Source organism: Pseudomonas sp. YA1, from assembly GCF_058680555.1.
This window is the reverse complement of sequence record NZ_JBZWBG010000029.1, coordinates 1-19,175: the sequence shown is the minus strand read 5'-3', so window position 1 is coordinate 19,175 and position 19,175 is coordinate 1. Positions and strand designations below refer to the sequence as shown.

At 69.3% G+C, this 19,175-nt stretch carries 14 protein-coding genes; 10 read left to right on the top strand and 4 right to left on the bottom strand.

The window, feature by feature from the left end; translation table 11 throughout:
* Positions 1-88 precede the first annotated feature (88 nt).
* From AC4OR5_RS29300 to pqsL, 5 genes are all read left to right on the top strand, one after another.
* Positions 89-1,408, top strand: a complete 1,320-nt coding sequence (locus AC4OR5_RS29300) for an NAD(P)/FAD-dependent oxidoreductase (protein WP_058160485.1) — start codon at positions 89-91, stop codon at positions 1,406-1,408.
* A 135-nt stretch (positions 1,409-1,543) separates the two neighbouring features.
* Positions 1,544-2,872 carry an MFS transporter gene (locus AC4OR5_RS29295; protein ID WP_058160484.1) on the top strand — a complete coding sequence of 443 codons (1,329 nt, stop codon included), beginning with the start codon at positions 1,544-1,546 and terminating at the stop codon, positions 2,870-2,872.
* 64 nt (positions 2,873-2,936) lie between these two features.
* Entirely contained in the window at positions 2,937-3,848 is a 912-nt protein-coding gene (locus tag AC4OR5_RS29290; protein ID WP_017001523.1) for a dihydrodipicolinate synthase family protein, read from the top strand.
* The gene (locus AC4OR5_RS29285; RefSeq protein ID WP_058160494.1) at positions 3,841-5,331 is read left to right on the top strand and encodes an aldehyde dehydrogenase; all 1,491 of its coding nucleotides are present in this window, start codon (positions 3,841-3,843) and stop codon (positions 5,329-5,331) included. Before AC4OR5_RS29290 ends, AC4OR5_RS29285 begins: the two co-directional genes overlap by 8 nt.
* A 167-nt stretch (positions 5,332-5,498) precedes the next feature.
* Complete coding sequence (pqsL, locus tag AC4OR5_RS29280; protein ID WP_021265310.1) at positions 5,499-6,704, top strand: FAD-dependent monooxygenase PqsL; 1,206 nt, start codon at positions 5,499-5,501, stop codon at positions 6,702-6,704.
* A 4-nt stretch (positions 6,705-6,708) separates the two neighbouring features.
* On the opposite strand, the gene bfiR is transcribed toward pqsL, so the two are convergent.
* Together bfiR and bfiS are read right to left on the bottom strand one after the other, a co-directional pair.
* Entirely contained in the window at positions 6,709-7,353 is a 645-nt protein-coding gene (bfiR, locus tag AC4OR5_RS29275; RefSeq protein WP_023125239.1) for a two-component system response regulator BfiR, read from the bottom strand.
* 2 nt (positions 7,354-7,355) lie between these two features.
* On the bottom strand, positions 7,356-9,632 hold the full coding sequence (bfiS, locus tag AC4OR5_RS29270; RefSeq protein ID WP_058160483.1) for a two-component system sensor histidine kinase BfiS: 2,277 nt from the start codon (positions 9,630-9,632) through the stop codon (positions 7,356-7,358).
* A 245-nt stretch (positions 9,633-9,877) separates the two neighbouring features.
* On the opposite strand from bfiS, the gene AC4OR5_RS29265 reads away from it, so the two are divergent.
* From AC4OR5_RS29265 to AC4OR5_RS29255, 3 genes are all read left to right on the top strand, one after another.
* Positions 9,878-11,500: an acyl-CoA synthetase gene (locus AC4OR5_RS29265; RefSeq protein ID WP_003137504.1), complete on the top strand. Its 1,623-nt coding sequence runs from the start codon at positions 9,878-9,880 to the stop codon at positions 11,498-11,500.
* A 117-nt stretch (positions 11,501-11,617) separates the two neighbouring features.
* Positions 11,618-13,399, top strand: coding sequence for an acyl-CoA dehydrogenase C-terminal domain-containing protein (locus AC4OR5_RS29260; RefSeq protein WP_058160482.1), 1,782 nt, complete (start codon positions 11,618-11,620; stop codon positions 13,397-13,399).
* Between the two features lie 207 nt (positions 13,400-13,606).
* The gene (locus AC4OR5_RS29255) at positions 13,607-14,473 is read left to right on the top strand and encodes an MBL fold metallo-hydrolase (RefSeq protein WP_003093600.1); all 867 of its coding nucleotides are present in this window, start codon (positions 13,607-13,609) and stop codon (positions 14,471-14,473) included.
* 39 nt (positions 14,474-14,512) lie between these two features.
* Here AC4OR5_RS29255 and AC4OR5_RS29250 read toward each other — a convergent pair whose 3' ends face one another.
* Both AC4OR5_RS29250 and nmoA read right to left on the bottom strand, forming a co-directional pair.
* The gene (locus tag AC4OR5_RS29250) at positions 14,513-15,553 is read right to left on the bottom strand and encodes a D-alanine--D-alanine ligase (RefSeq protein ID WP_003093601.1); all 1,041 of its coding nucleotides are present in this window, start codon (positions 15,551-15,553) and stop codon (positions 14,513-14,515) included.
* Between the two features lie 95 nt (positions 15,554-15,648).
* Positions 15,649-16,704, bottom strand: a complete 1,056-nt coding sequence (gene nmoA / locus AC4OR5_RS29245) for a nitronate monooxygenase (RefSeq protein WP_058160481.1) — start codon at positions 16,702-16,704, stop codon at positions 15,649-15,651.
* A 107-nt stretch (positions 16,705-16,811) separates the two neighbouring features.
* Here nmoA and nmoR point away from each other — a divergent pair, with 107 nt between their 5' ends.
* Both nmoR and ppgL read left to right on the top strand, forming a co-directional pair.
* Positions 16,812-17,666: a LysR family transcriptional regulator NmoR gene (nmoR, locus tag AC4OR5_RS29240; protein ID WP_058160480.1), complete on the top strand. Its 855-nt coding sequence runs from the start codon at positions 16,812-16,814 to the stop codon at positions 17,664-17,666.
* Positions 17,667-17,745: 79 nt separating this feature from the next.
* Entirely contained in the window at positions 17,746-18,912 is a 1,167-nt protein-coding gene (gene ppgL, locus AC4OR5_RS29235) for a gluconolactonase PpgL (protein ID WP_058160479.1), read from the top strand.
* The last annotated feature ends 263 nt before the right edge of the window (positions 18,913-19,175 follow it).

Sequence of the window (19,175 nt, the reverse complement as noted above, 5' to 3'; positions counted from 1 at the left end):
CCCCCGCGCCACGGCCCCGCCCGAGAAGCTGAGGCGGTCACGCAGGGGATGGTTACCGGGTTCCAATAACAAGAGTCAGGTCCCTGCGATGACGAAAGTAACCCACCTCCCGGCCGACGACCGTTCCTGCGGCTGGTACCACCTCAGCCCGCCGCGGCGGCCGAAGCCGGCCCACTACGGCAGGAGCGCCGCCCGTTGGGTGGTGGTCGGCGCCGGCTTCACCGGCCTCGCCGCCGCGCGCCAGCTGGCGCTGCATTTTCCCGACGAGGAGATCGTCCTGGTCGAGGCCCAGGAAGTCGGCTTCGGTACCGCCGGGCGCAACGCCGGCTTCGCCATCGACCTGCCCCACGACATCGGCGCCGACGACTACATCGGCGACATAGCGACCGCCCGGATCGCCCTGAAGCTCAATCTCGCCGGCCAGTCGCTGCTCCGCGAACAGGTGCAGCGCCATGCCATCGACTGCCAGATGAAGGCCTGCGGCAAGTACCAGGCGGCCGTCGAGGCGCGCGGCGTGGCTGTGCTCGACGCCTACCGGCGCGGCCTCGATCGGCTCGGCCAGGCCTACGAGGTGATCGAGGCGGACGACCTCCCGGGACACATCGGCACCGCCTTCTATCGCAAGGCCCTGTTCACCCCCGGTACCCTGCTGGTGCAGCCCTCGGCCCTGGTCAAGGGCCTGGCCGACAGCCTGCCGGGCAACGTCAGCCTCTACGAACACACACCGATCACCGCCGTGGAATATGGCGACAGGACCCTGCTGAGCCATCCCCACGGCAGCATCCTGGCCGACCGCCTGGTCCTCGCCAACAACGCCTTCGGCATGAGCTTCGGCTTCCTCCAGGGGCGGATGCTGCCGATCTTCACCTACGCCAGCCTGACTCGGCCGCTCGAGGCCGAGGAGCAGGCCCGCCTCGGCGGCCGCCCCTACTGGGGCCTGATCCCGGCCGACCCTTACGGCACCACGGTGAGGCGTACCCCGGACAACCGCCTGCTGATCCGCAACAGCTTCAGTTTCAACCCTGACGGACGCAGCGCCGGGAAGTACCTTGAGCGCTTCGCCGTACGCCATCGCGCCTCGTTCCGCCAGCGCTTCCCGATGCTCCCGGAAGTCGGCTTCGACTACACCTGGGGCGGCTCGCTGGCGCTGTCGAGGAACCACATGGGGCACTTCGGCGAGCTGGCGCCCAACGTCTATGGCGCCCTGTGCTGCAACGGCCTGGGGGTAACCCGCGGGACCGTCACCGGGAAGCTGCTGGCCGACTGGCTGGCGGGCGAACGCAACGAGCTGATCGACTTCCTGCTGCGCGCGCCCGGTCCCAGCGGCAATCCACCCGAACCACTCCTTTCCCTTGGCGTGAACCTCAACCTGAGGTGGGGGCAGTATCGAGCAGGTAGAGAAAGCTAGGCATCCCTAGTAACGCGCCCACGGGCGCCGACTTCGATTCAGACGGCCATTGAAGACCGGAGCTGGAGAGCGTTCCAGCCTCGCGGATTCGCTCGGCCCGAATTCACCGGCAGCGGTTAGAACCAGGAGACAATAATGACAAATCCTACGACCTCGATCGAAGACGTACCCCTCAACGCCTTCCACCGGCTGTTGACCCTGCGCTCCGGCGGCGGCTCCTTCGTCGACGGCTACGTGCTGAGCATCATCGGCGTGGCGATGCTGCAGATGACCGCGGCATTGCAACTGAGCAGTTTCTGGCAGGGCATGATCGCCGCCTCGGCGCTGGTCGGCATCTTCTTCGGCGGTTTCCTCGGCGGCTGGCTGACCGACCGCCTGGGCCGCCGCAGGCTGTTCTTCGTCGGCCCCAGCCTGTTCGTCCTCGCTTCCCTGGCGCAGTACGGGGTCGACTCGGCGGCGGCGCTGTTCGTCCTGCGCTTCCTGATCGGCGTGGCGGTGGGCATCGAGTACCCGGTCGCCACCGCCTTGCTGGTGGAGTTCCTGCCGAAGAAGTATCGCGGACCGCGCCTGGCCACCCTGACCATCCTCTGGTTCGCCGGCGCCGCCTTCGCCTACCTGATCGGCGACCTGATCCTGCGCAGCGGCGGCGAGGACGCCTGGCGCCTGGTACTGGCCAGCACCGCGGCGATCGGCGCCGTGCTGTTCCTGCTACGCATCGGTACCCCCGAGTCGCCGCGCTGGCTGCTGAGCAAGGGCCGCGACGCGGACGCAGAACGGGTCATCCGCCAGGTCTACGGCGAAGCCTTCTCGCTGGCGAACCTGCCCGAACAGGCGCTGGAACGGAAGGTCACCATCTGGCACCTGCTCTACGCCGGCTACGGCAAGCGCATGCTCTTCGTCACCCTGTTCTGGACCTGCTCGGTGATCCCCGTGTTCGCCGTCTACGCCTTCGCGCCCAAGGTGCTGCTGGCGCTGAACCTGAAGGGCGACTGGGCCTCCTACGGTTCGGTGGCGATCACCCTGCTGTTCGTCATCGGCTGCATCATCGCCACCCGCCTGATCAACCGCATCGGCCGGCGCTGCATGCTGCTACACAGCTTCCTCTGGTCCGGCCTGGCGCTGCTCGGGCTGGGCGTCTTCCACGCCGGCTCGGAGGCGACCATCCTCGGCCTGTTCGGTGCCTACGCGCTGTTCATCGGCGGCGCCCAGGTGCTGCAACTGGTCTACCCGAACGAACTGTTCCCCACCGAGATCCGCGCCTTCGCGGTCGGCGTCGGCACCTCGTTATCGCGCGTCGGCGCCGCGGTGGGCACCTACCTGGTGCCGCTTTCCCTGGAAACCCTGGGTACCGCCCAGACCATGTACGCCGCCGCGCTGGTGACCCTGCTCGGGCTGCTCGTGACCTGGGCCCTGGCGCCGGAAACCCGTTCGCTGAACCTGCAGCAGGCGGCTTCGCTCACCTGAACCACCCGCCGCGGCAGCGTCCGCCGGGTGCGCCGCGGCCCAGCATCCCACAGGAGGAAACCCCGTGAAATTCGAAGGTATCTATACCCCCGCCATCACCCCGCTGAGCGCCGACGGCAGCATCGACACCCAAGCCTTCGCCGAGGTCCTGGAGTTTCTCGTCGAGTCGAAGGTGCACGGCATCGTGATCGGCGGCTCCACCGGCGAGTACTACGCGCACACCGCCGAGGAACGCCTGGCCCTCGCCGCCCACGCCAGCAAAGTCATCGCCGGGCGCCTGCCGCTGGTGGTGGGAACCGGCGCGATCCGCACCGAGGACTCGCTGGCCTACGCCGAAGCCGCCCGCGCCATCGGCGCCGACGCCATCCTGGTCGGCTCGCCGCCCTACGCGCTGCCGACCTCGCGGGAGATCGCCGAGCACGTGCTGGCGGTGGACCGCGCCGCCGGCCTGCCGATCATGCTCTACAACTATCCGGCGCGGATGGGCGTGGAGATGGACGAGGCGTTCTTCGCCGCCGTCGCCGGCTGCCGCAACATCGTCGCGATCAAGGAAAGCTCCGGCTCCACCGCGCAATTGCACCGCCTGGCCTGCCGCCACCCGCGGATCGCCTTGTCCTGCGGCTGGGACGACCAGGCCTTGGAGTTCTTCGCCTGGGGCGCGCGCAGTTGGGTCTGCGCCGGCTCCAACTTCATCCCTGGCGAACACCTCGCCCTGTACCAGGCCTGCGTGGTCGAGAACGACTTCGCCAAGGGCCGGCGCATCATGGCGGCGATGATGCCGCTGATGGACTTTCTCGAAAGCGGTCACTTCGTCCAGTCGATCAAGCACGGCTGCGAGCTGGCCGGCCTGCGCGCCGGCGGCGTACGTGCGCCGCTGAAGGCGCTGGACGAGGCCGGCAAGGCGGCACTGGCGGAGATCGTCGCCAGGCTCAAGGGCGAGGTCGCGCGGATCGTCGAGGGTGGCCGCCATGACTGAGCTGCTGAGCCGGGAGGAATACGCGGCCATCGCCGCGACGCTGGACCTTCCCCAGCGCGCCTTCATCGACGGAGGGTTCCGCGATGCCTGCGGCGGCCGCACCTTCGCCTCGACCAACCCGGCCACCGGCGAGCTGCTGGCGCAGGTCGCCGCCTGCGACGCGGAGGACGTCGGGCACGCCGTGGCCAGCGCGCGGCGGGCGTTCGAGGACGGCCGCTGGCGCTCGCGCACGCCCGCCGAGCGCAAGGCGGCGCTGCTGCGCCTGGCCGAGCTGCTGGAAGAGCACCTGCTGGACCTGGCGGTGATGGAGAGCCTCGACAGCGGCAAGCCGATCCGCGAATGCCAGCACACCGACCTGCCGGAAACCATCAATACCCTGCGCTGGCATGCCGAACTGATCGACAAGATCTACGACAGCACCGCCCCGGTCGGTTCGGCGGCGCTGGCCATGGTGGTGCGCGAGCCGATCGGCGTGGTCGGCCTGGTGCTGCCGTGGAACTTCCCGCTGCTGATGCTCGCCTGGAAGATCGGCCCGGCGCTGGCGGCAGGCTGCTCCGTAGTGGTCAAGCCGGCCCCCGAGACCAGCCTGACCGCCCTGCGCGTCGCCGAACTGGCCAGCCAGGCGGGGATCCCCGCCGGGGTGTTCAACGTGGTCCCCGGCGGCGGCCGCGAGGCCGGCGAACCGCTGGGCCGCCACCCGGACGTGGCGATGGTCAGCTTCACCGGCTCCACCGCGACCGGCCGCCTGTTCCTCAAGTACGCCGCCGAGTCCAACCTCAAGCGGGTGGTACTGGAGTGCGGCGGCAAGAACCCGGCGGTGGTGATGAACGATGTCGAGGACCTCGACCTGGTGGCGCAACACGTGGTCAACGGCGCGTTCTGGAACATGGGCGAGAACTGCTCGGCGTCCTCGCGGCTGATCGTCCACGCCGAGGTCCGCGAGGCACTGCTCGAACGCATCGGCGCGCAGCTCCGCGAGTGGCGCATGGGCGACCCGCTGGATCCGCGTAATCGCCTCGGCGCGCTGGTCAGCCCGGCGCACTTCGAGAAGGTCCGCGCGTACCTCGACCAGGCCAGGACGGAGCGGTTGGCGGTGCGCTTCGGCGGCGCCACCGAGGCTGGCATCTTCGTCGAGCCGACCGTGGTCGATGGCGTCTCGCCGCACAGCCGGCTGTTCCGCGAGGAAATCTTCGGCCCGCTGCTCTCGGTCACCTCTTTCGACGACATCGACGAAGCCATCGCCCTGGCCAACGACACCGTCTACGGCCTCGCCGCCTCGGCCTACACCGGCAGCCTGCGCCACGCACTGCGCCTGTCGCGGGAGATCCGCGCGGGGATCGTCACCGTCAACTGCTTCGGCGAGGGCGACGCCTCGACGCCCTTCGGCGGCTACAAGGAGTCAGGCTTCGGCGGTCGCGACAAGTCGGTCTGGGCACACGACCAGTACACCGAGTTGAAGACCATCTGGATCGACGCTTCCTGAAGCTGTCCGGCCCGCAAGGGCCGGCACTCCCGCCTGGCGGCGAGACCGGACAACCGGGCCGGACAGGCGACCAAGTGCAGATAACACCCATTCTGCATAACGTTCCGTCGCTATGCTGCTGCCTCCACCCTTCCCTTTTCCGCCAGGAACGACACGGAGACTCATCCATGACGGACAACCATATCGATGTACTGATCAACGGCTGCGGCATCGGCGGGGCGATGCTCGCCTACCTGCTCGGCCGCCAGGGCCACCGCGTGGTGGTAGTGGAGCAGGCACGGCGCGAACGCGCGATCAACGGCGCCGACCTGCTCAAGCCAGCCGGCATCCGGGTGGTCGAGGCGGCCGGGTTGTTGGCCGAGGTGACCCGTCGCGGCGGGCGGGTCCGCCATGAGCTGGAGGTCTATCACGACGGCGAGCTGCTTCGCTATTTCAACTATTCCAGCGTCGACGCGCGCGGCTATTTCATCCTCATGCCCTGCGAGTCGCTGCGCCGCCTGGTACTGGAAAAGATCGACGGCGAAGCGACCGTCGAGATGCTGTTCGAGACCCGCATCGAAGCGGTGCAGCGCGACGAGCGCCACGCGATCGACCAGGTGCGCCTGAACGACGGCCGCGTGCTGCGCCCGCGGGTGGTGGTGGGCGCCGACGGTATCGCCTCCTACGTGCGCCGCCGGCTGCTCGATATCGAGGTGGAACGCCGCCCCTACCCGTCGCCGATGCTGGTCGGCACCTTCGCCCTGGCGCCCTGCGTGGCCGAGCGCAACCGCCTGTACGTGGACGCGCAGGGCGGGCTGGCCTACTTCTATCCGATCGGTTTCGACCGCGCGCGACTGGTGGTGAGCTTCCCCAGGGAGGAGTCGCGCGAGCTGATGGCCGACACCCGCGGCGAGTCGCTGCGCCGGCGCCTGCAACGCTTCGTCGGCGACGAGAGCGCCGAGGCGATCGCCGCCGTCACCGGCACTTCGCGCTTCAAGGGCATCCCCATCGGCTACCTGAACCTGGACCGCTACTGGGCGGACAACGTGGCGATGCTCGGCGACGCCATCCACAACGTGCATCCGATCACCGGCCAGGGCATGAACCTGGCCATCGAGGACGCCAGCGCCCTGGCCGACGCCCTCGACCTGGCCTTGCGCGACGCCTGCGCGCTGGAGGATGCCCTGGCCGGCTACCAGGCCGAGCGCTTCCCGGTGAACCAGGCGATCGTCTCCTATGGCCATGCGCTGGCCACCAGCCTGGAGGATCGCCAGCGCTTCGCCGGGGTCTTCGACACCGCCCTGCAGGGCAGCAGCCGGGCGCCGGAAGCGCTGGGCGGCGAGCGTTCCTACCAGCCGGTGCGGTCGCCGTCCCTGGAGGCTCCGCGCGGCTGAGCCCTCAGGCGTCCTCGCGCAAGCGCAGCGGGTCCACCAGCCCGGCGGCGATGGCCATGCCCACCAGCTCCGGCAGGGTCTGGGCCTGCATGCGCTTCATCACCCGCGCGCGGTAGAGGTCGACGGTCTTCACGCTGACTTCCAGTTGCTCGGCCACCTCGCGGCTGGTATAGCCGCGCACCAGCGGCAAGAGCACGTCGCGCTCGCGCGGGGTGAGGCTGTCCAGGCGTTCGCGCAACCCGGCGTCGAGATCGCGGTGCCGGCGCCGACGGGCGTGGCGATCGAGGGCCTGCTGCACGCTGTCGAGCAGCAATTGTTCGTTGTAGGGTTTCTCGATGAAATCCACCGCACCGGCCTTGAAGGCGCGCACCACGATGGGCACGTCGGCATGGCCGCTGACGAAGATCACCGGCAGGTCGATGCCGCGCGCCAGCAGTTCGTCCTGCACGTTCAGCCCGCCCATGCCGGGCATCCGCACGTCGAGCAGGACGCAGGCATGGCGGCCGCCCTCGCAGGCGTCGAGGAAGTCCCGGCCCTGGGTGAAGGGCCGCGCCCTGAGGCCGACCGATTCCAGCAGCCAGACCGTCGATTCGAGCATGCCCTGGTCGTCGTCGACCACGTAGACCAGCGCTTCGTCAGGCATAGCCATCCTTAACCTCCCGTGGCGCCGGCGGCGAGCGGCAGCCGGCAGTTCATGAGCAACCCGCCATCCACCGGCAGCTCGGCTTCGAGGGTACCGCCGAAGCCCTCGACGATGCTGCGGCTCATCGACAGGCCCAGGCCCAGCCCTTCCGGCTTGCTGGTGTGGAACGGCGTGAAAATGTGTTCCAGCTGATCCGCCGGCACTCCCGGTCCCTGGTCGCGAACCCACAGGCAGAGCAGCCCGCCGGGCTCGACGCGGCTACCGATGACGACCCGCGACGGCGAGCCGGGATGCGCCTCGCGGTTGGCTTCGATGGCGTTGCGCAGCAGATTGAGGAACACCTGTTCGAGCAGCACGCGGTCGGCATACAGCGGCGGCGGATTGTCGGTCATCGCTTCTTCCACCGCCACTTGCCAGTGCCCGGCTTCCCAGGCGCAGAGGCCGATGGCCTCGCGTGCCACCTGGTTGAGGTCGAGCGCCTGCAGGCGCCGCTGGCCCTTGCGCAGGAAGGCGCGCAGGCGCTTGATCACCTCCGCCGCGTGGCCGGCGTGCTCGCCGATCCGCGCCAGCCCCTCGGCCACCCGCCCGGCGGCCTCGGGCTGGCTGCCGAGGACGGCCAGGTAACGCTGGCTGGCGCTGGCGTAGTTCATCACCGCCGCCAGCGGCTGGTTGATCTCGTGGGCGATGCCCGAGGCCAGTTCGCCGAGAGTGACCAGCCTCGCGGTGTGCGCCAGTTCGTCCTGGTGACGGCGTTGCTGGGCCTCGCGCAGTTCGCGTTCGGTCATGTCGCGGGCCACCAGCGAGTAATAGCGTTCCTCGCCGCGGCCGCGATGGGCCAGCAACACCAGCGAGACCGGCAGCGACGGACGCCCGTCCTGCGGTTGCAGGCGCCCCTCGCGGCTCCACACGCCGCCATCGCGCGCCTGTCGCCAACCCTCCTCGGCCAGCCGCGCCGGGGTGTCGCCGGCCAGCAGGCGTTCCAGCGCCGGCGCCTCCTGCCCGTCGGCGATGCCGAGGGCGGCGCGTGCCGAAGGATTGAGGTAGGTGACGCGGCCGCCATGCTCGACGAACAGCACCAGGTCGGTGTTCGCCTCGACCACTTCGGCCAGACGCCGGCGGTTCTCCTCCGCCTCGACCCGCCGGGTGACATCGCGGGACACGCTGACCACCTCCACCACCGCCCCGGTGTAGGTCTCGCGGATCGCCCGGCTGGCGGTCTCGAACCAGCGGTAGCGGCCGTCGCGGTGGCGGATACGGTAGGTGATGGTCAGGTAGCCGTCCTGCTCCAGCGCTTCGCGCGCGCGCAGCGCCACCTGGCCGCGATCCTGGGGATGGAACAGCGCCTGCGCCGGTCGCCCGCGCAGTTCCTCCGGCCAGTAGCCGAGCAGGGTCCAGGAGGCCGGCGAGGCGTCGAGGAAAACGCCGTCGAGGGTATGCCGGGAAATCAGGTCGGTGGTGTTCTCGGTGATCAGCCGGTACAGCCGGCTGGCCCGCGCCGCCTCGCGCTCGCCGCGCAGGCTGGCGGTGGCGTCGCGGCAGCGCGCCAGCACCCGGGCCTCGGCGCTGTCGGGAATGAACTGCCAGAGCAGGATGCGTCCGTCGCACTCCGCCTCCACCTCGCCGAGGGCCCGCGCCTGCCCCAGGCTGGCGCGCACCAGTTGCCCATGGTTGGCCGGGAGGTAAGCGCGCCAGGCCTCGCGCGGCCGCTCGCCAAGCAAGGCAAGGAAGGCCTGGTTGAATTCCACCGCCTGCGCCTCGCCGTCGAGCAGCAGCGCCGGCTGCGGGTCGGCGGCGAGGAACGGCGCGGCGCGGGTGACGCCACGGGCGGCGGCGAGCAACGGTGCGAGGAGCAGGCCGAGCCAGTCCAGCGCGGCGCTCTGCGGCGTATCGCTGGCCACCAGCAGCAGGCCTTCGTCGCCGGCCTGCAGGTCGAGGGCGAAGGCCATGCCATGCTCCACGCCGGCACGCCGCAAGCGCGCGCCGAGCCAGGACGCGGAACGCCGCAATTCGTCCAGCGCCAGCCGGCCGTCGCGCGCCAGGCGCTCGCGCAACGCCAGGTCGCTGGCCCGGTTCGGCTCGCCGGCGCCCGGCGGCAGCGCCGGCGACGGCGGCACCGGGGTATAGGTCTGCGCCTGCGGCTGCCAGGCCAGGTACCAGGCCTGGCGCGTGCCCGGATGTTCGAGCAGCAAGCGGCGCAGCGCACCGACCCGCTCGACCAGCGGCGCGCCCTCGCGCAGCAGGCGCAGGAGGCTGTTGAGGGCAGGCGAAGCGGGAAGCGGACTCATGGGCGGAAGATGATCCTGGGAACTTATATGGTATTTATACTATAAGCTTATGGTTTAACTTCCATATATTTTTCATCGTTGCTATAAATCGCCCCAACCCAAGGAGCGCTTCGCCTGGTCCTTGGAAGCTGTTCACGATCTGCCGAGCCAGAGAAACCAGCCGTTTTCGACGCAGTCTCTCCGCGCGCGGCAGATCGTGACCCTTACCCAGAACAGAGCTAACAATCAGCCACGGGGTACTCTTCATGTCGATCTTCGAACAGGGTCTCGCGCCCGCCGCCGTCAACCACATCGCCCTGACGCCGCTGAGCTTCATCGAGCGCACCGCCAGCGTCTATCCGCACTACCCCGCGGTGATCCACGGCAACATCCGCCGCGACTGGGCGCAGACCTACCAACGCTGCCGACGCCTGGCCTCGGCCCTGGCCGGGCGCGGCATCGGCCAGGGCGACACGGTGGCGGTGATGCTGCCGAACATCCCCGAGATGCTCGAGGCGCACTATGGCGTGCCGATGATCGGCGCGGTGCTGAACACCCTCAACGTACGCCTCGACGCCGAAGCCATCGCCTTCATGCTGCAACACGGCGAAGCCAAGGTGCTGATCACCGACTACGAATTCCACGAGGTGATCCATGCCGCCATCGGCATGCTCGACCACCCGCCGCTGGTGGTCGACGTCAACGACCCCGAGTATGGCGAAGGCCGCCCGGTTGGCGAACTGGACTACGAGGCGCTGCTCGCCGAGGGCGACCCGCAGTTCGCCTGGGAATGGCCCCGGGACGAGTGGCAGGCGATCTCGCTGAACTACACCTCGGGCACCACCGGCAACCCCAAGGGCGTGGTCTACCATCACCGCGGCGCCTACCTGAACGCGCTGGGCAACCAGATGACCTGGTCCATGGGCCAGCACCCGGTGTACCTCTGGACCCTGCCGATGTTCCACTGCAACGGCTGGTGCTATCCGTGGACGGTGACCGCGCTGGCCGGCGTCCACGTCTGCCTGCGGCGGGTCGATCCGCAAAAGGTCCTCACCCTGATCCGCGAGCACCAGGTCAGCCACCTGTGCGGCGCGCCCATCGTGCTCAACGCCCTGATCAACATGCCCGACTCGGCCAAGGCCGCCATCGACCACCCGGTGCATGCCATGGTCGCCGGCGCCGCGCCACCGGCCAAGGTGATCGGCGCGGTGGAAGAGATGGGCATCCGCGTCACCCATGTCTACGGCCTCACCGAGGTCTACGGCCCGGTCACGGTCTGCGCCTGGCACGGCGAGTGGGACGAACTGCCGCTGGAGCGACGCGCCGCGATCAAGTCGCGCCAGGGCGTGCGCTACCCGACCCTCGAAGGGGTGATGGTGGCCGACCCGAAGACCCTCGAGCCGGTGCCGCGCGACGGCCAGTCCATCGGCGAGATCTTCATGCGCGGCAACACCGTGATGAAGGGCTACCTGAAGAACCCCAGCGCCACCGAGGAAGCCTTCGCCGGCGGCTGGTTCCATACCGGCGACCTGGCGGTCTGCCATCCGGACGGCTACATCGAGATCCGCGACCGGCTCAAGGACATCATCATCTCCGGCGGCGAAAACATCTCCACCATCGAACTGGAGGGCGTGCTCTACCGCCACCCGGCGGTGCTGGAGGCGGCGGTGGTGGCACGGCCCGACGAAAAGTGGGGGGAAACGCCCTGTGCGTTCATTACCCTGAAGAGCGATCATCAGGGGCTCGCCGAGAGCGAGATCGTCGCGTTCTGTCGCGAACACCTGGCCGCGTTCAAGATTCCGCGTACCGTGGTGTTCTCGGAACTGCCGAAGACCTCCACCGGCAAGATCCAGAAATACGTGCTGCGCGAGTGGGCCGCCGCCCTCTGAGCGCCGCCAGCCGAATTGCCCGTGCAGCGGCCGTGCCACGGCGGCCGTAGGCAGGATGCGCACGGGCAACCCTGTACCTGCGGCCGTCCCGCCGGCCGTTCACCGACGAGGTGTGCAATGCCTGAATACAACGCCCCGCTGCGCGACATGCGCTTCCTGCTCAACGACGTGTTCGACGCCCCCGCCCTGTGGCAGCGCCTGCCGCGACTGGCCGAGCGGATCGACGCCGACACCGCCGACGCCATCCTCGAGGAAGCGGCCAAGGTCACCGGCGGCCTGCTCGCGCCGCTCAACCGCAGCGGCGACGAAGAAGGCGCGCAGTGGCAGGACGGCGCCGTGCGCACCCCGGCCGGCTTCCGCGAGGCCTACGCGACCTACGCCGAGGGCGGCTGGGTCGGCCTCACCGGCAATCCGGCCCATGGCGGCATGGGCATGCCGAAGATGCTGGCGGTGCAGTTCGAGGAGATGATGTACGCGGCCAACGCCAGCTTCAGCCTCTACTCGACCCTTTCCGCCGGCGCCTGCCTGGCCCTCGATGCGCACGGCAGCGAGGAGCTGAAGAACAGGTACCTGCCGAACATGTACGCCGGCACCTGGGCCGGCTCCATGTGCCTGACCGAACCGCACGCCGGCACCGACCTGGGCATCATCCGCACCAAGGCCGAACCGCAGGCCGACGGTTCCTACAGGATCAGCGGGACGAAGATCTTCATCACCGGCGGCGAACAGGACCTCACCGAGAACATCATTCACCTGGTGCTGGCCAAGCTGCCCGACGCGCCGGCCGGTTCGCGCGGCATCTCGCTGTTCCTGGTGCCGAAGTTCCTGGTCGGCGACGACGGCGCGCTCGGCGCACGCAACGCGGTGCACTGCGGCTCCATCGAGCACAAGATGGGGATCAAGGCCTCGGCCACCTGCGTGATGAACTTCGACGGCGCCAGTGGCTGGCTGGTCGGCGAAGTCAACAAGGGCCTGGCGGCGATGTTCACCATGATGAACTACGAGCGCCTGTCCATCGGCATCCAGGGCATCGGCTGCGCCGAGATGTCCTACCAGAGCGCCGTCGCCTACGCCCGCGAACGCCTGCAAAGCCGCGCGCCGACCGGCCCGGTGGCCAGGGACAAGGCCGCCGACCCGATCATCGTGCACCCCGACGTGCGCCGCATGCTGCTCACCATGAAGGCGCTGACCGAGGGCGGCCGCGCCTTTTCCACCTATGTCGGGCAGCAGCTCGACCTGGCCAAGTACGCCGAGGACCAGGAAGAACGCAGCCAGGCCGAAGCCCTGGTGGCCCTGTTGACCCCGGTGGCCAAGGCCTTCTTCACCGATACCGGCCTGGAGAGCTGCGTGCTCGGCCAGCAGGTGTTCGGCGGCCACGGCTACATCCGCGAATGGGGCCAGGAGCAACTGGTGCGCGACGTGCGCATCGCGCAGATCTACGAAGGCACCAACGGCATCCAGGCGCTCGACCTGATGGGCCGCAAGGTGGTCGCCAACGGCGGGCTGTTCCTCTCCATCTTCAGCCGCGAGGTGCGAGCCTTCGCCGCCGGCGCCAACGCCGAACTGGCGGAGTTCGTCACCCCGCTGCTGACCGCCCTGGACCTGCTGGACAACCTCACCCAGAGCATCGTCGCCCGCGCCGGCAACGACCCGCGCGAGATCGGCGCAGCCTCGGTGGAATACCTGCATCTGTTCGGCTATACCGCCTACGCCTACCTCTGGGCGCGCATGGCCGCCGCCGCGCTGCGCCAGCGCGAGGCCGACCCGGCGTTCCACGACGGCAAGCTGGCCACCGCGCGCTTCTACTTCGCCCGCATCCTGCCCCGCGTGCACTCCCTCGCCGCCGCCGTCGAAGCCGGCAGCGAAAGCCTGTACGGCCTGGAGGCGGAACAGTTCTGAAGCTTCCGTCGAGCGTTGTCGCGCGGCCCGTGGGCCGCGTGTTTTTTCCGGGACAGCATGCAACGCGCTGTCCGCCGACAGCCCGCGATAACGGCGAATAACCGCGAAGCGGTTATTCGCCCTACGACGCCCGGGAAGCCGGCCAGGCATTCTTGAAAAACGACGCAACCGCCGGTTATTCGCTAGACCAGGAACAAGGACATATCCATGCGAACCCTCACCACCCTCCTCGGCAACAGCCAGAAACTCGACGGCGGCGCCATGTTCGGCAATGCCCCGCGCGCGCTCTGGTCACGCTGGATGCAGCCCGATGCGGAGAACCGCATCGACCTCGGCTGCCGCGCCCTGCTGGTGCGCGACGGCGAGCGCAACGTACTGGTGGAGACCGGCATCGGCGCGTTCTTCCCGCCCGCCCTGCGCCAGCGCTACGGCGTCCAGGAAGAGCGCCACGTACTGCTCGACAGCCTCGCCGCGGTCGGCCTGGACGACGCCGACATCGACGTGGTGCTGCTCACCCACCTGCACTTCGACCACGCCGGCGGCCTGCTCGCCGCCTGGGAAGAAGGCCAGCCGGCGCGCCTGCTGTTCCCCAACGCGCATTTCGTCAGCGGCCGCCGCCACTGGCAGCGCGCGCGCCAGCCGCACCCGCGCGACCGCGCCTCGTTCGTGCCGGAACTGCTCGACCTGCTGCAGGCCAGCGGACGCCTGGAACTGCTCGACGACGGCGAGCGCTCGGCGCACCTGGGCGAAGGCTGGCGTTTCCATTTCAGCGAAGGCCATACCCCGGGCCAGATGCTCCCGGAGATCGCCATGCCCGACGGCCCGGTGGTATTCAGCGGCGACCTGATCCCCGGCGCACCCTGGGTACACCTGCCGCTGACCATGGGCTACGACCGCTTCCCGGAAGGCCTGATCGAGGAAAAGGAACGCCTGCTGGACAGCCTCATCGCCCGCAACGGCCGGCTGGTCTTCACCCATGATCCGTGCGTCGCCATGGGCCGGGTGCGACGCGACGAACAGGAGCGCTACAGCCTCTACGACACCCTCGAGCGGGTCGAGAACCTCGAGGCCTGAGCGAAAGGCGCGGCCCGCCCCGGCGGCGGGCCGCGGGAATCAGGAACGCGCCTTGCGCGCGCCCTTGCAGCGCTCGATACCGAGCCGGCAGATCCGCTCGCAGAGTTCGGCGAACCCGATCCCGGCCGCCGCCGCGGCCTGCGGCAGCAGGCTGGTGGCGGTCATTCCCGGCAGGGTATTGACCTCCAGACACCAGAGCCGGCCCTGTTCGTCGAGGCGGAAGTCGGTGCGGCTGTAGCCGCTCAGCTTCAGCGCCCGGTGTACCTTCAGCGCCAGACGCTGGGCCTCGGCGGCGATCGCCGGCGGCAGGTCGGCGGGAAACACCTCGCGCACCGCGCCGGCCTGGTACTTGTGTTCGTAGTCGAAGACTTCCTGGCCGCCGAGGAGAATCTCACCCACCGGCAGCGCCTGGTCGTCGAGCACCCCGACGGTGACCTCGCGGCCGGCGACGAAGCGCTCCAGCATCACCTCGTCGCCATAGCGCCCGGCCAGCTCGATGGCCGGCTGCAATTCGGCCTGGGAATGCACGATGGACAGCCCCACGGTGGAGCCCTGGCTGTTCGGCTTGACCACCAGGGGGAAGCCCAGTTGCTCGCGCACCGCCTCTTCCGAGGCCGGCGCCATCAGCCAACTGGCGGTCTCCACCCCGGCGGCGAGGAACAGGCGCTTGGCCACGTCCTTGTCCATCGCCATGGCGCTGGCCAAGTGGCCGCTGCCGGTATAGGCGAAACCACCGGCATCCAGCAGCGCCTGCAGGGTGCCGTCCTCGCCGGTGCCGCCGTGCAGGGCGAGGAAGAACACGTCGACCCCGGCCAGTTCGCCGGCGCTCAGCAGGCTCTGCTTGCCGCTGCGGATGATCGCCAGCGAGTCGGAGTCCGGCGGGACCTCCTTGACCTTGCTCGCCAGCAGGCGGCGCTCTTCCTCCGCGCCGAGCAGGCCGCTGGCGGTATCCACCGCCAGCACCTGGTGGCCGGCGCTGCGCAACGCCTGGATCACCTGCGCGCCGCTGGCGATGGAGACGTCCCGTTCCTCACTGCTGCCGCCGAAGAGAACGGCGACCTTCAACTTGTCCTGTCCCATGTTCCACCTGTCGTTCCAGTGCTGGAGGCAGAAAAGCACAACACAGGGGTAACTGAACAGAGACAGTCATCGTCGCGCGCAGCGAACGGCCTCCCTCAGCCGCGCAGTTCCTCGACCAGCGTGCGCAGCAGTTCGGCGGCCGGCAGCTCCCGCGCCAGCGCCGCGCCCTGGCCGGCCCACTGGGCGGCGAAATCATGGTTGCCGCGAGCCAGAGCGGCGGTCTGCAACGCTTTGGTCGCGTCGTAGACGAACGGATAGTCCGGCAAGGGCGGCACTCCAGGCGCGGCGGCATCGAAGAACAACCGGTTGGGCAGGCCGCGGGCGCTGCGCCCGGACAGGGTCACGGTCAGCGCGGTGCGCGCCGCGCGCGGCCCCTTCAGCGCCTCGCGGTAGGCGGCGTTGGCCGAGGACTCCGGACAGAGGACGAAGGCGGTGCCCATCTGCACGGCGCTCGCGCCCAGCTCCAGGGCGGCGCGGATGCCCCGTCCGTCCATGATCCCGCCGGCGGCGACCACCGGTAGCGAACCACGCGCCGCCAGCAGGCGGACCAGCGCCAGGGTGCCGATGGCGGCGTCGCCGCGCTCCGGCTCGAACACCCCGCGATGGCCACCGGCCTCGATGCCCTGGGCGACCACCGCATCGGCGCCGGCGGCCTCCACCAGGGCCGCTTCCTCCGGCGTGGTGGCACTGACCAGTACGCGGATGCCCGCCGCCTGCAACGCGCGAACCTGCTCGCGGGGCGGCGCGCCGAAATGGAAGCTGACCGCCGCCGGCCGCTCTTCCAGCAGCATCGGCAGCAGGGTCGGGTCTTCGAGGAAGCTCAGGTAGATGTTGTTCAGGCGCGCCGGCGGCTCGGCGCCGAACTCGGCGAACAGCGGCTTCAGGTAGTCCAGCCAGGCGCGCTCGCGGGCCGGGTCGGCCTGACCCGGGCGGTGGCAGAACAGGTTGACATTGAACGGCTTGTCGGTCAGCCCGCGCACCTCGCGGATCAGCGCCCGGCCTTTCTCGGCGGCGCTACCGGTGATGGCGATCGAACCGAGCCCGCCAGCGTTGGATACGGCGGCGGCCAGCGCCGGCGTGGAGACGCCGAGCATGGGTGCCTGGACGATCGGCTGCTGGATGCCGAGCAGGCGCGTGAAGCGGTCAGTCATGGCGATTCCCTCTCCCGGTCGGACGACACCGCGTCGGCCGACGCTTGACCAATATATCTTCATAAAAGAATATTTTTAACAATTCATTCTCATAAAGAGATAAATCGATGGACCTTTCCTCCCTCGAAATCTTCCGCGCGGTCGCCCGCGAAGCCAGCGTCACCCGCGCCGCTCAGCAGTTGCAGCGAGCGCAGTCGAACGTCACCACGCGGATCCGCCAGCTCGAGGAGGACCTGGGCGTCGAACTGTTCCTGCGCGACGGCAAGCGCATGAGCCTGACCGAACGCGGCAGCGAGTTCCTCGCCTACGCCGAGCAGTTGCTGGCTCTCGCCGACGAGGCGCGCCAGTCGATGCATCCCGCCGAGCCCGGCGGGCGCCTGCGCCTGGGCAGCATGGAAAGCACCGCGGCCAGCCGCCTGCCGGCGCTGCTGGCGAGCTATCACAAGGCCTGTCCGCGGGTCGCCCTGGAAGTCTCCACCGGCACCAGTCGCGCGTTGTTCGATGGGGTGCGGGCGCGGCGCCTGGATTGCGCGCTGGTGGCCGCCGGCCCGGGCTGGGCCGGCGAACTCGATGGCAGCGGCCTGCGCGGCGAGCCGCTGTTCCGCGAGGACCTGCTGATGATCCTGCCGGCCGAACACCCGCCGGTCCACGACGTCGCCGAGGTGCGCCTGCGCACCCTGGCCGGCTTCGCCCGTGGCTGCACCTACCGGCAACTGGCCGAGGACAGCCTGGGCGCGCCGCTGACGGTGCAGGAAGTCGGCTCCTACCATGCGATCCTCGCCTGCGTCGCCGCCGGCGCCTGTGTCGGCGTGCTGCCGCGCTCGGTGCTGCAACTGCTCGGCACACCGCCGCTGCGCAGCCTGCCCCTTGCCGAAGTAGACACCTGGCTGGTCTGGCGCGAAGGCTACGCGACCGCCGCCTTCGAACGCTGGCGCGGCCTGCTGGGCCAGGCCGGCGACTGAGCGGCCAGGGGCGAACCCAACGGCCTGGCTCCGGTCCAACCCCGAGCCATCAGAACAATAGCGAGCCAAGGAGTTGCCCATGAGAAGACTGCCCACCCTCTGCCTGCTGGCCCTCGCGCCGCTCACCGGCGTGGCGCCCCAGGCCCAGGCCGCCAGCCTCTACAACCTGCTGGTGGGGACCTATACCGAAGGCTCCAGCGAAGGCATCCAGGTATACCACTTCGACGGCGCCGACGGCTCGGTGAAAGGCCCGCTGCGCGTGGCCCATACCAGCAACCCCTCGTACCTGACCTTCGCCCCGGACCAACGCACTCTGTTCGTGGTCAACGAGAACGGACGGGGCGGCAAGGGCGATACCGTCGGTCGCGCCACGTCCTACCGTTTCGATCCGATCAGCGGCCGCCTGCAACAGATCAGCCAGGTCCAGACCCTCGGCGATCATCCGACCTACAGCAGCCTCAGCCACGACGGTCGCTACCTGTTCGTCGCCAACTACTCGGTACAGCCGGAAGGTTCGGTGGCGGTACTGCCGGTGCGCGCGGACGGCTCGCTGGCGCCGGTGGTGCAGGTGGAGTCGCACCAGGCCAGCAAGGTGCATCCGCGCCAGGTTTCCGGTCATGTGCACTCGGTGGTGTCCTCGCCCGACGGCCAGTACCTGTTCGCCCCCGACCTCGGCGCCGACAAGGTATTCGTCTACCGCTACGCCCCGGAACAGGCCGAACGTCCGCTGCAGGCGGCCGATCCGGCATTCGTCCCGACCCCGCCCGGCAGCGGCCCGCGCCATCTGATCTTCAGCGCCGACGGGCGTTTCGCCTACCTGACCCTGGAACTGAGCGGCCAGGTGATGGTGTTCGCCCATGAGGGCAATGGCCGCCTGCGTCAATTGCAGACCCACGACCTGGCGCCTGCCGGCTTCCAGGGCAAAGTCGGCGCCGGCGCCCTGCACCTGTCCGCCGACGGCCGCTTCCTCGGCGTGCTCAATCGCGGCGACGACAACCAACTGGTGACCTTCGCCGTCGACGCGGCCAGCGGCCAGTTGCGCTTCGTCGAACGGCGCTCGGTGGAAGGCACCGAGCCGCGCGAATTCGCTTTCTCGCCCGGCGGGCGCTTCGTCCTCGTGGCCAACCAGAACAGCGACCAGTTGCGGGTGTTCGCCCGCGATCCGCAGAGCGGCCAGGTGGGCAAGACGCTGCAAAGCGTCGAGGTGGGGTCACCGAGCGATCTGCGCTTCGTGGCGGTGCCGTGACCTTGCGCTCGGCCATCCGCCGATACGCCGCTGGGCCGGCGGATCGGCGCTAAGCGGTCATCCGCACTACGGAGCCAGAGCCGAAGCCCGCCCTGGCTCCGAGGCCCACAGGCATGGAGCTTCCGCCCACATAAGGCAAGTCCTGTAGGGCAATGAAATGGACTCCTCCCTCCTACGGCGTCAAGCGCCAGACTAATGGTGCAGCCACAAGTCCCGGAGGGGGAGTCAGCATGAACCTTAGTCGCATTGGTCTGGATCTGGCA

What these genes read in the sequence shown, in the direction of transcription:
- AC4OR5_RS29300 (WP_058160485.1), top strand. Translation starts at nt 89, where the DNA reads ATGACGAAAGTAACCCACCTCCCGGCCGACGACCGTTCCTGCGGCTGG.
- AC4OR5_RS29295 (WP_058160484.1), top strand. Translation starts at nt 1,544, where the DNA reads ATGACAAATCCTACGACCTCGATCGAAGACGTACCCCTCAACGCCTTC.
- AC4OR5_RS29285 (WP_058160494.1), top strand. Translation starts at nt 3,841, where the DNA reads ATGACTGAGCTGCTGAGCCGGGAGGAATACGCGGCCATCGCCGCGACG.
- pqsL (WP_021265310.1), top strand. Translation starts at nt 5,499, where the DNA reads ATGACGGACAACCATATCGATGTACTGATCAACGGCTGCGGCATCGGC.
- bfiR (WP_023125239.1), bottom strand. Translation starts at nt 7,353, where the DNA reads ATGGCTATGCCTGACGAAGCGCTGGTCTACGTGGTCGACGACGACCAG.
- bfiS (WP_058160483.1), bottom strand. Translation starts at nt 9,632, where the DNA reads ATGAGTCCGCTTCCCGCTTCGCCTGCCCTCAACAGCCTCCTGCGCCTG.
- AC4OR5_RS29265 (WP_003137504.1), top strand. Translation starts at nt 9,878, where the DNA reads ATGTCGATCTTCGAACAGGGTCTCGCGCCCGCCGCCGTCAACCACATC.
- AC4OR5_RS29260 (WP_058160482.1), top strand. Translation starts at nt 11,618, where the DNA reads ATGCCTGAATACAACGCCCCGCTGCGCGACATGCGCTTCCTGCTCAAC.
- AC4OR5_RS29255 (WP_003093600.1), top strand. Translation starts at nt 13,607, where the DNA reads ATGCGAACCCTCACCACCCTCCTCGGCAACAGCCAGAAACTCGACGGC.
- AC4OR5_RS29250 (WP_003093601.1), bottom strand. Translation starts at nt 15,553, where the DNA reads ATGGGACAGGACAAGTTGAAGGTCGCCGTTCTCTTCGGCGGCAGCAGT.
- nmoA (WP_058160481.1), bottom strand. Translation starts at nt 16,704, where the DNA reads ATGACTGACCGCTTCACGCGCCTGCTCGGCATCCAGCAGCCGATCGTC.
- nmoR (WP_058160480.1), top strand. Translation starts at nt 16,812, where the DNA reads ATGGACCTTTCCTCCCTCGAAATCTTCCGCGCGGTCGCCCGCGAAGCC.
- ppgL (WP_058160479.1), top strand. Translation starts at nt 17,746, where the DNA reads ATGAGAAGACTGCCCACCCTCTGCCTGCTGGCCCTCGCGCCGCTCACC.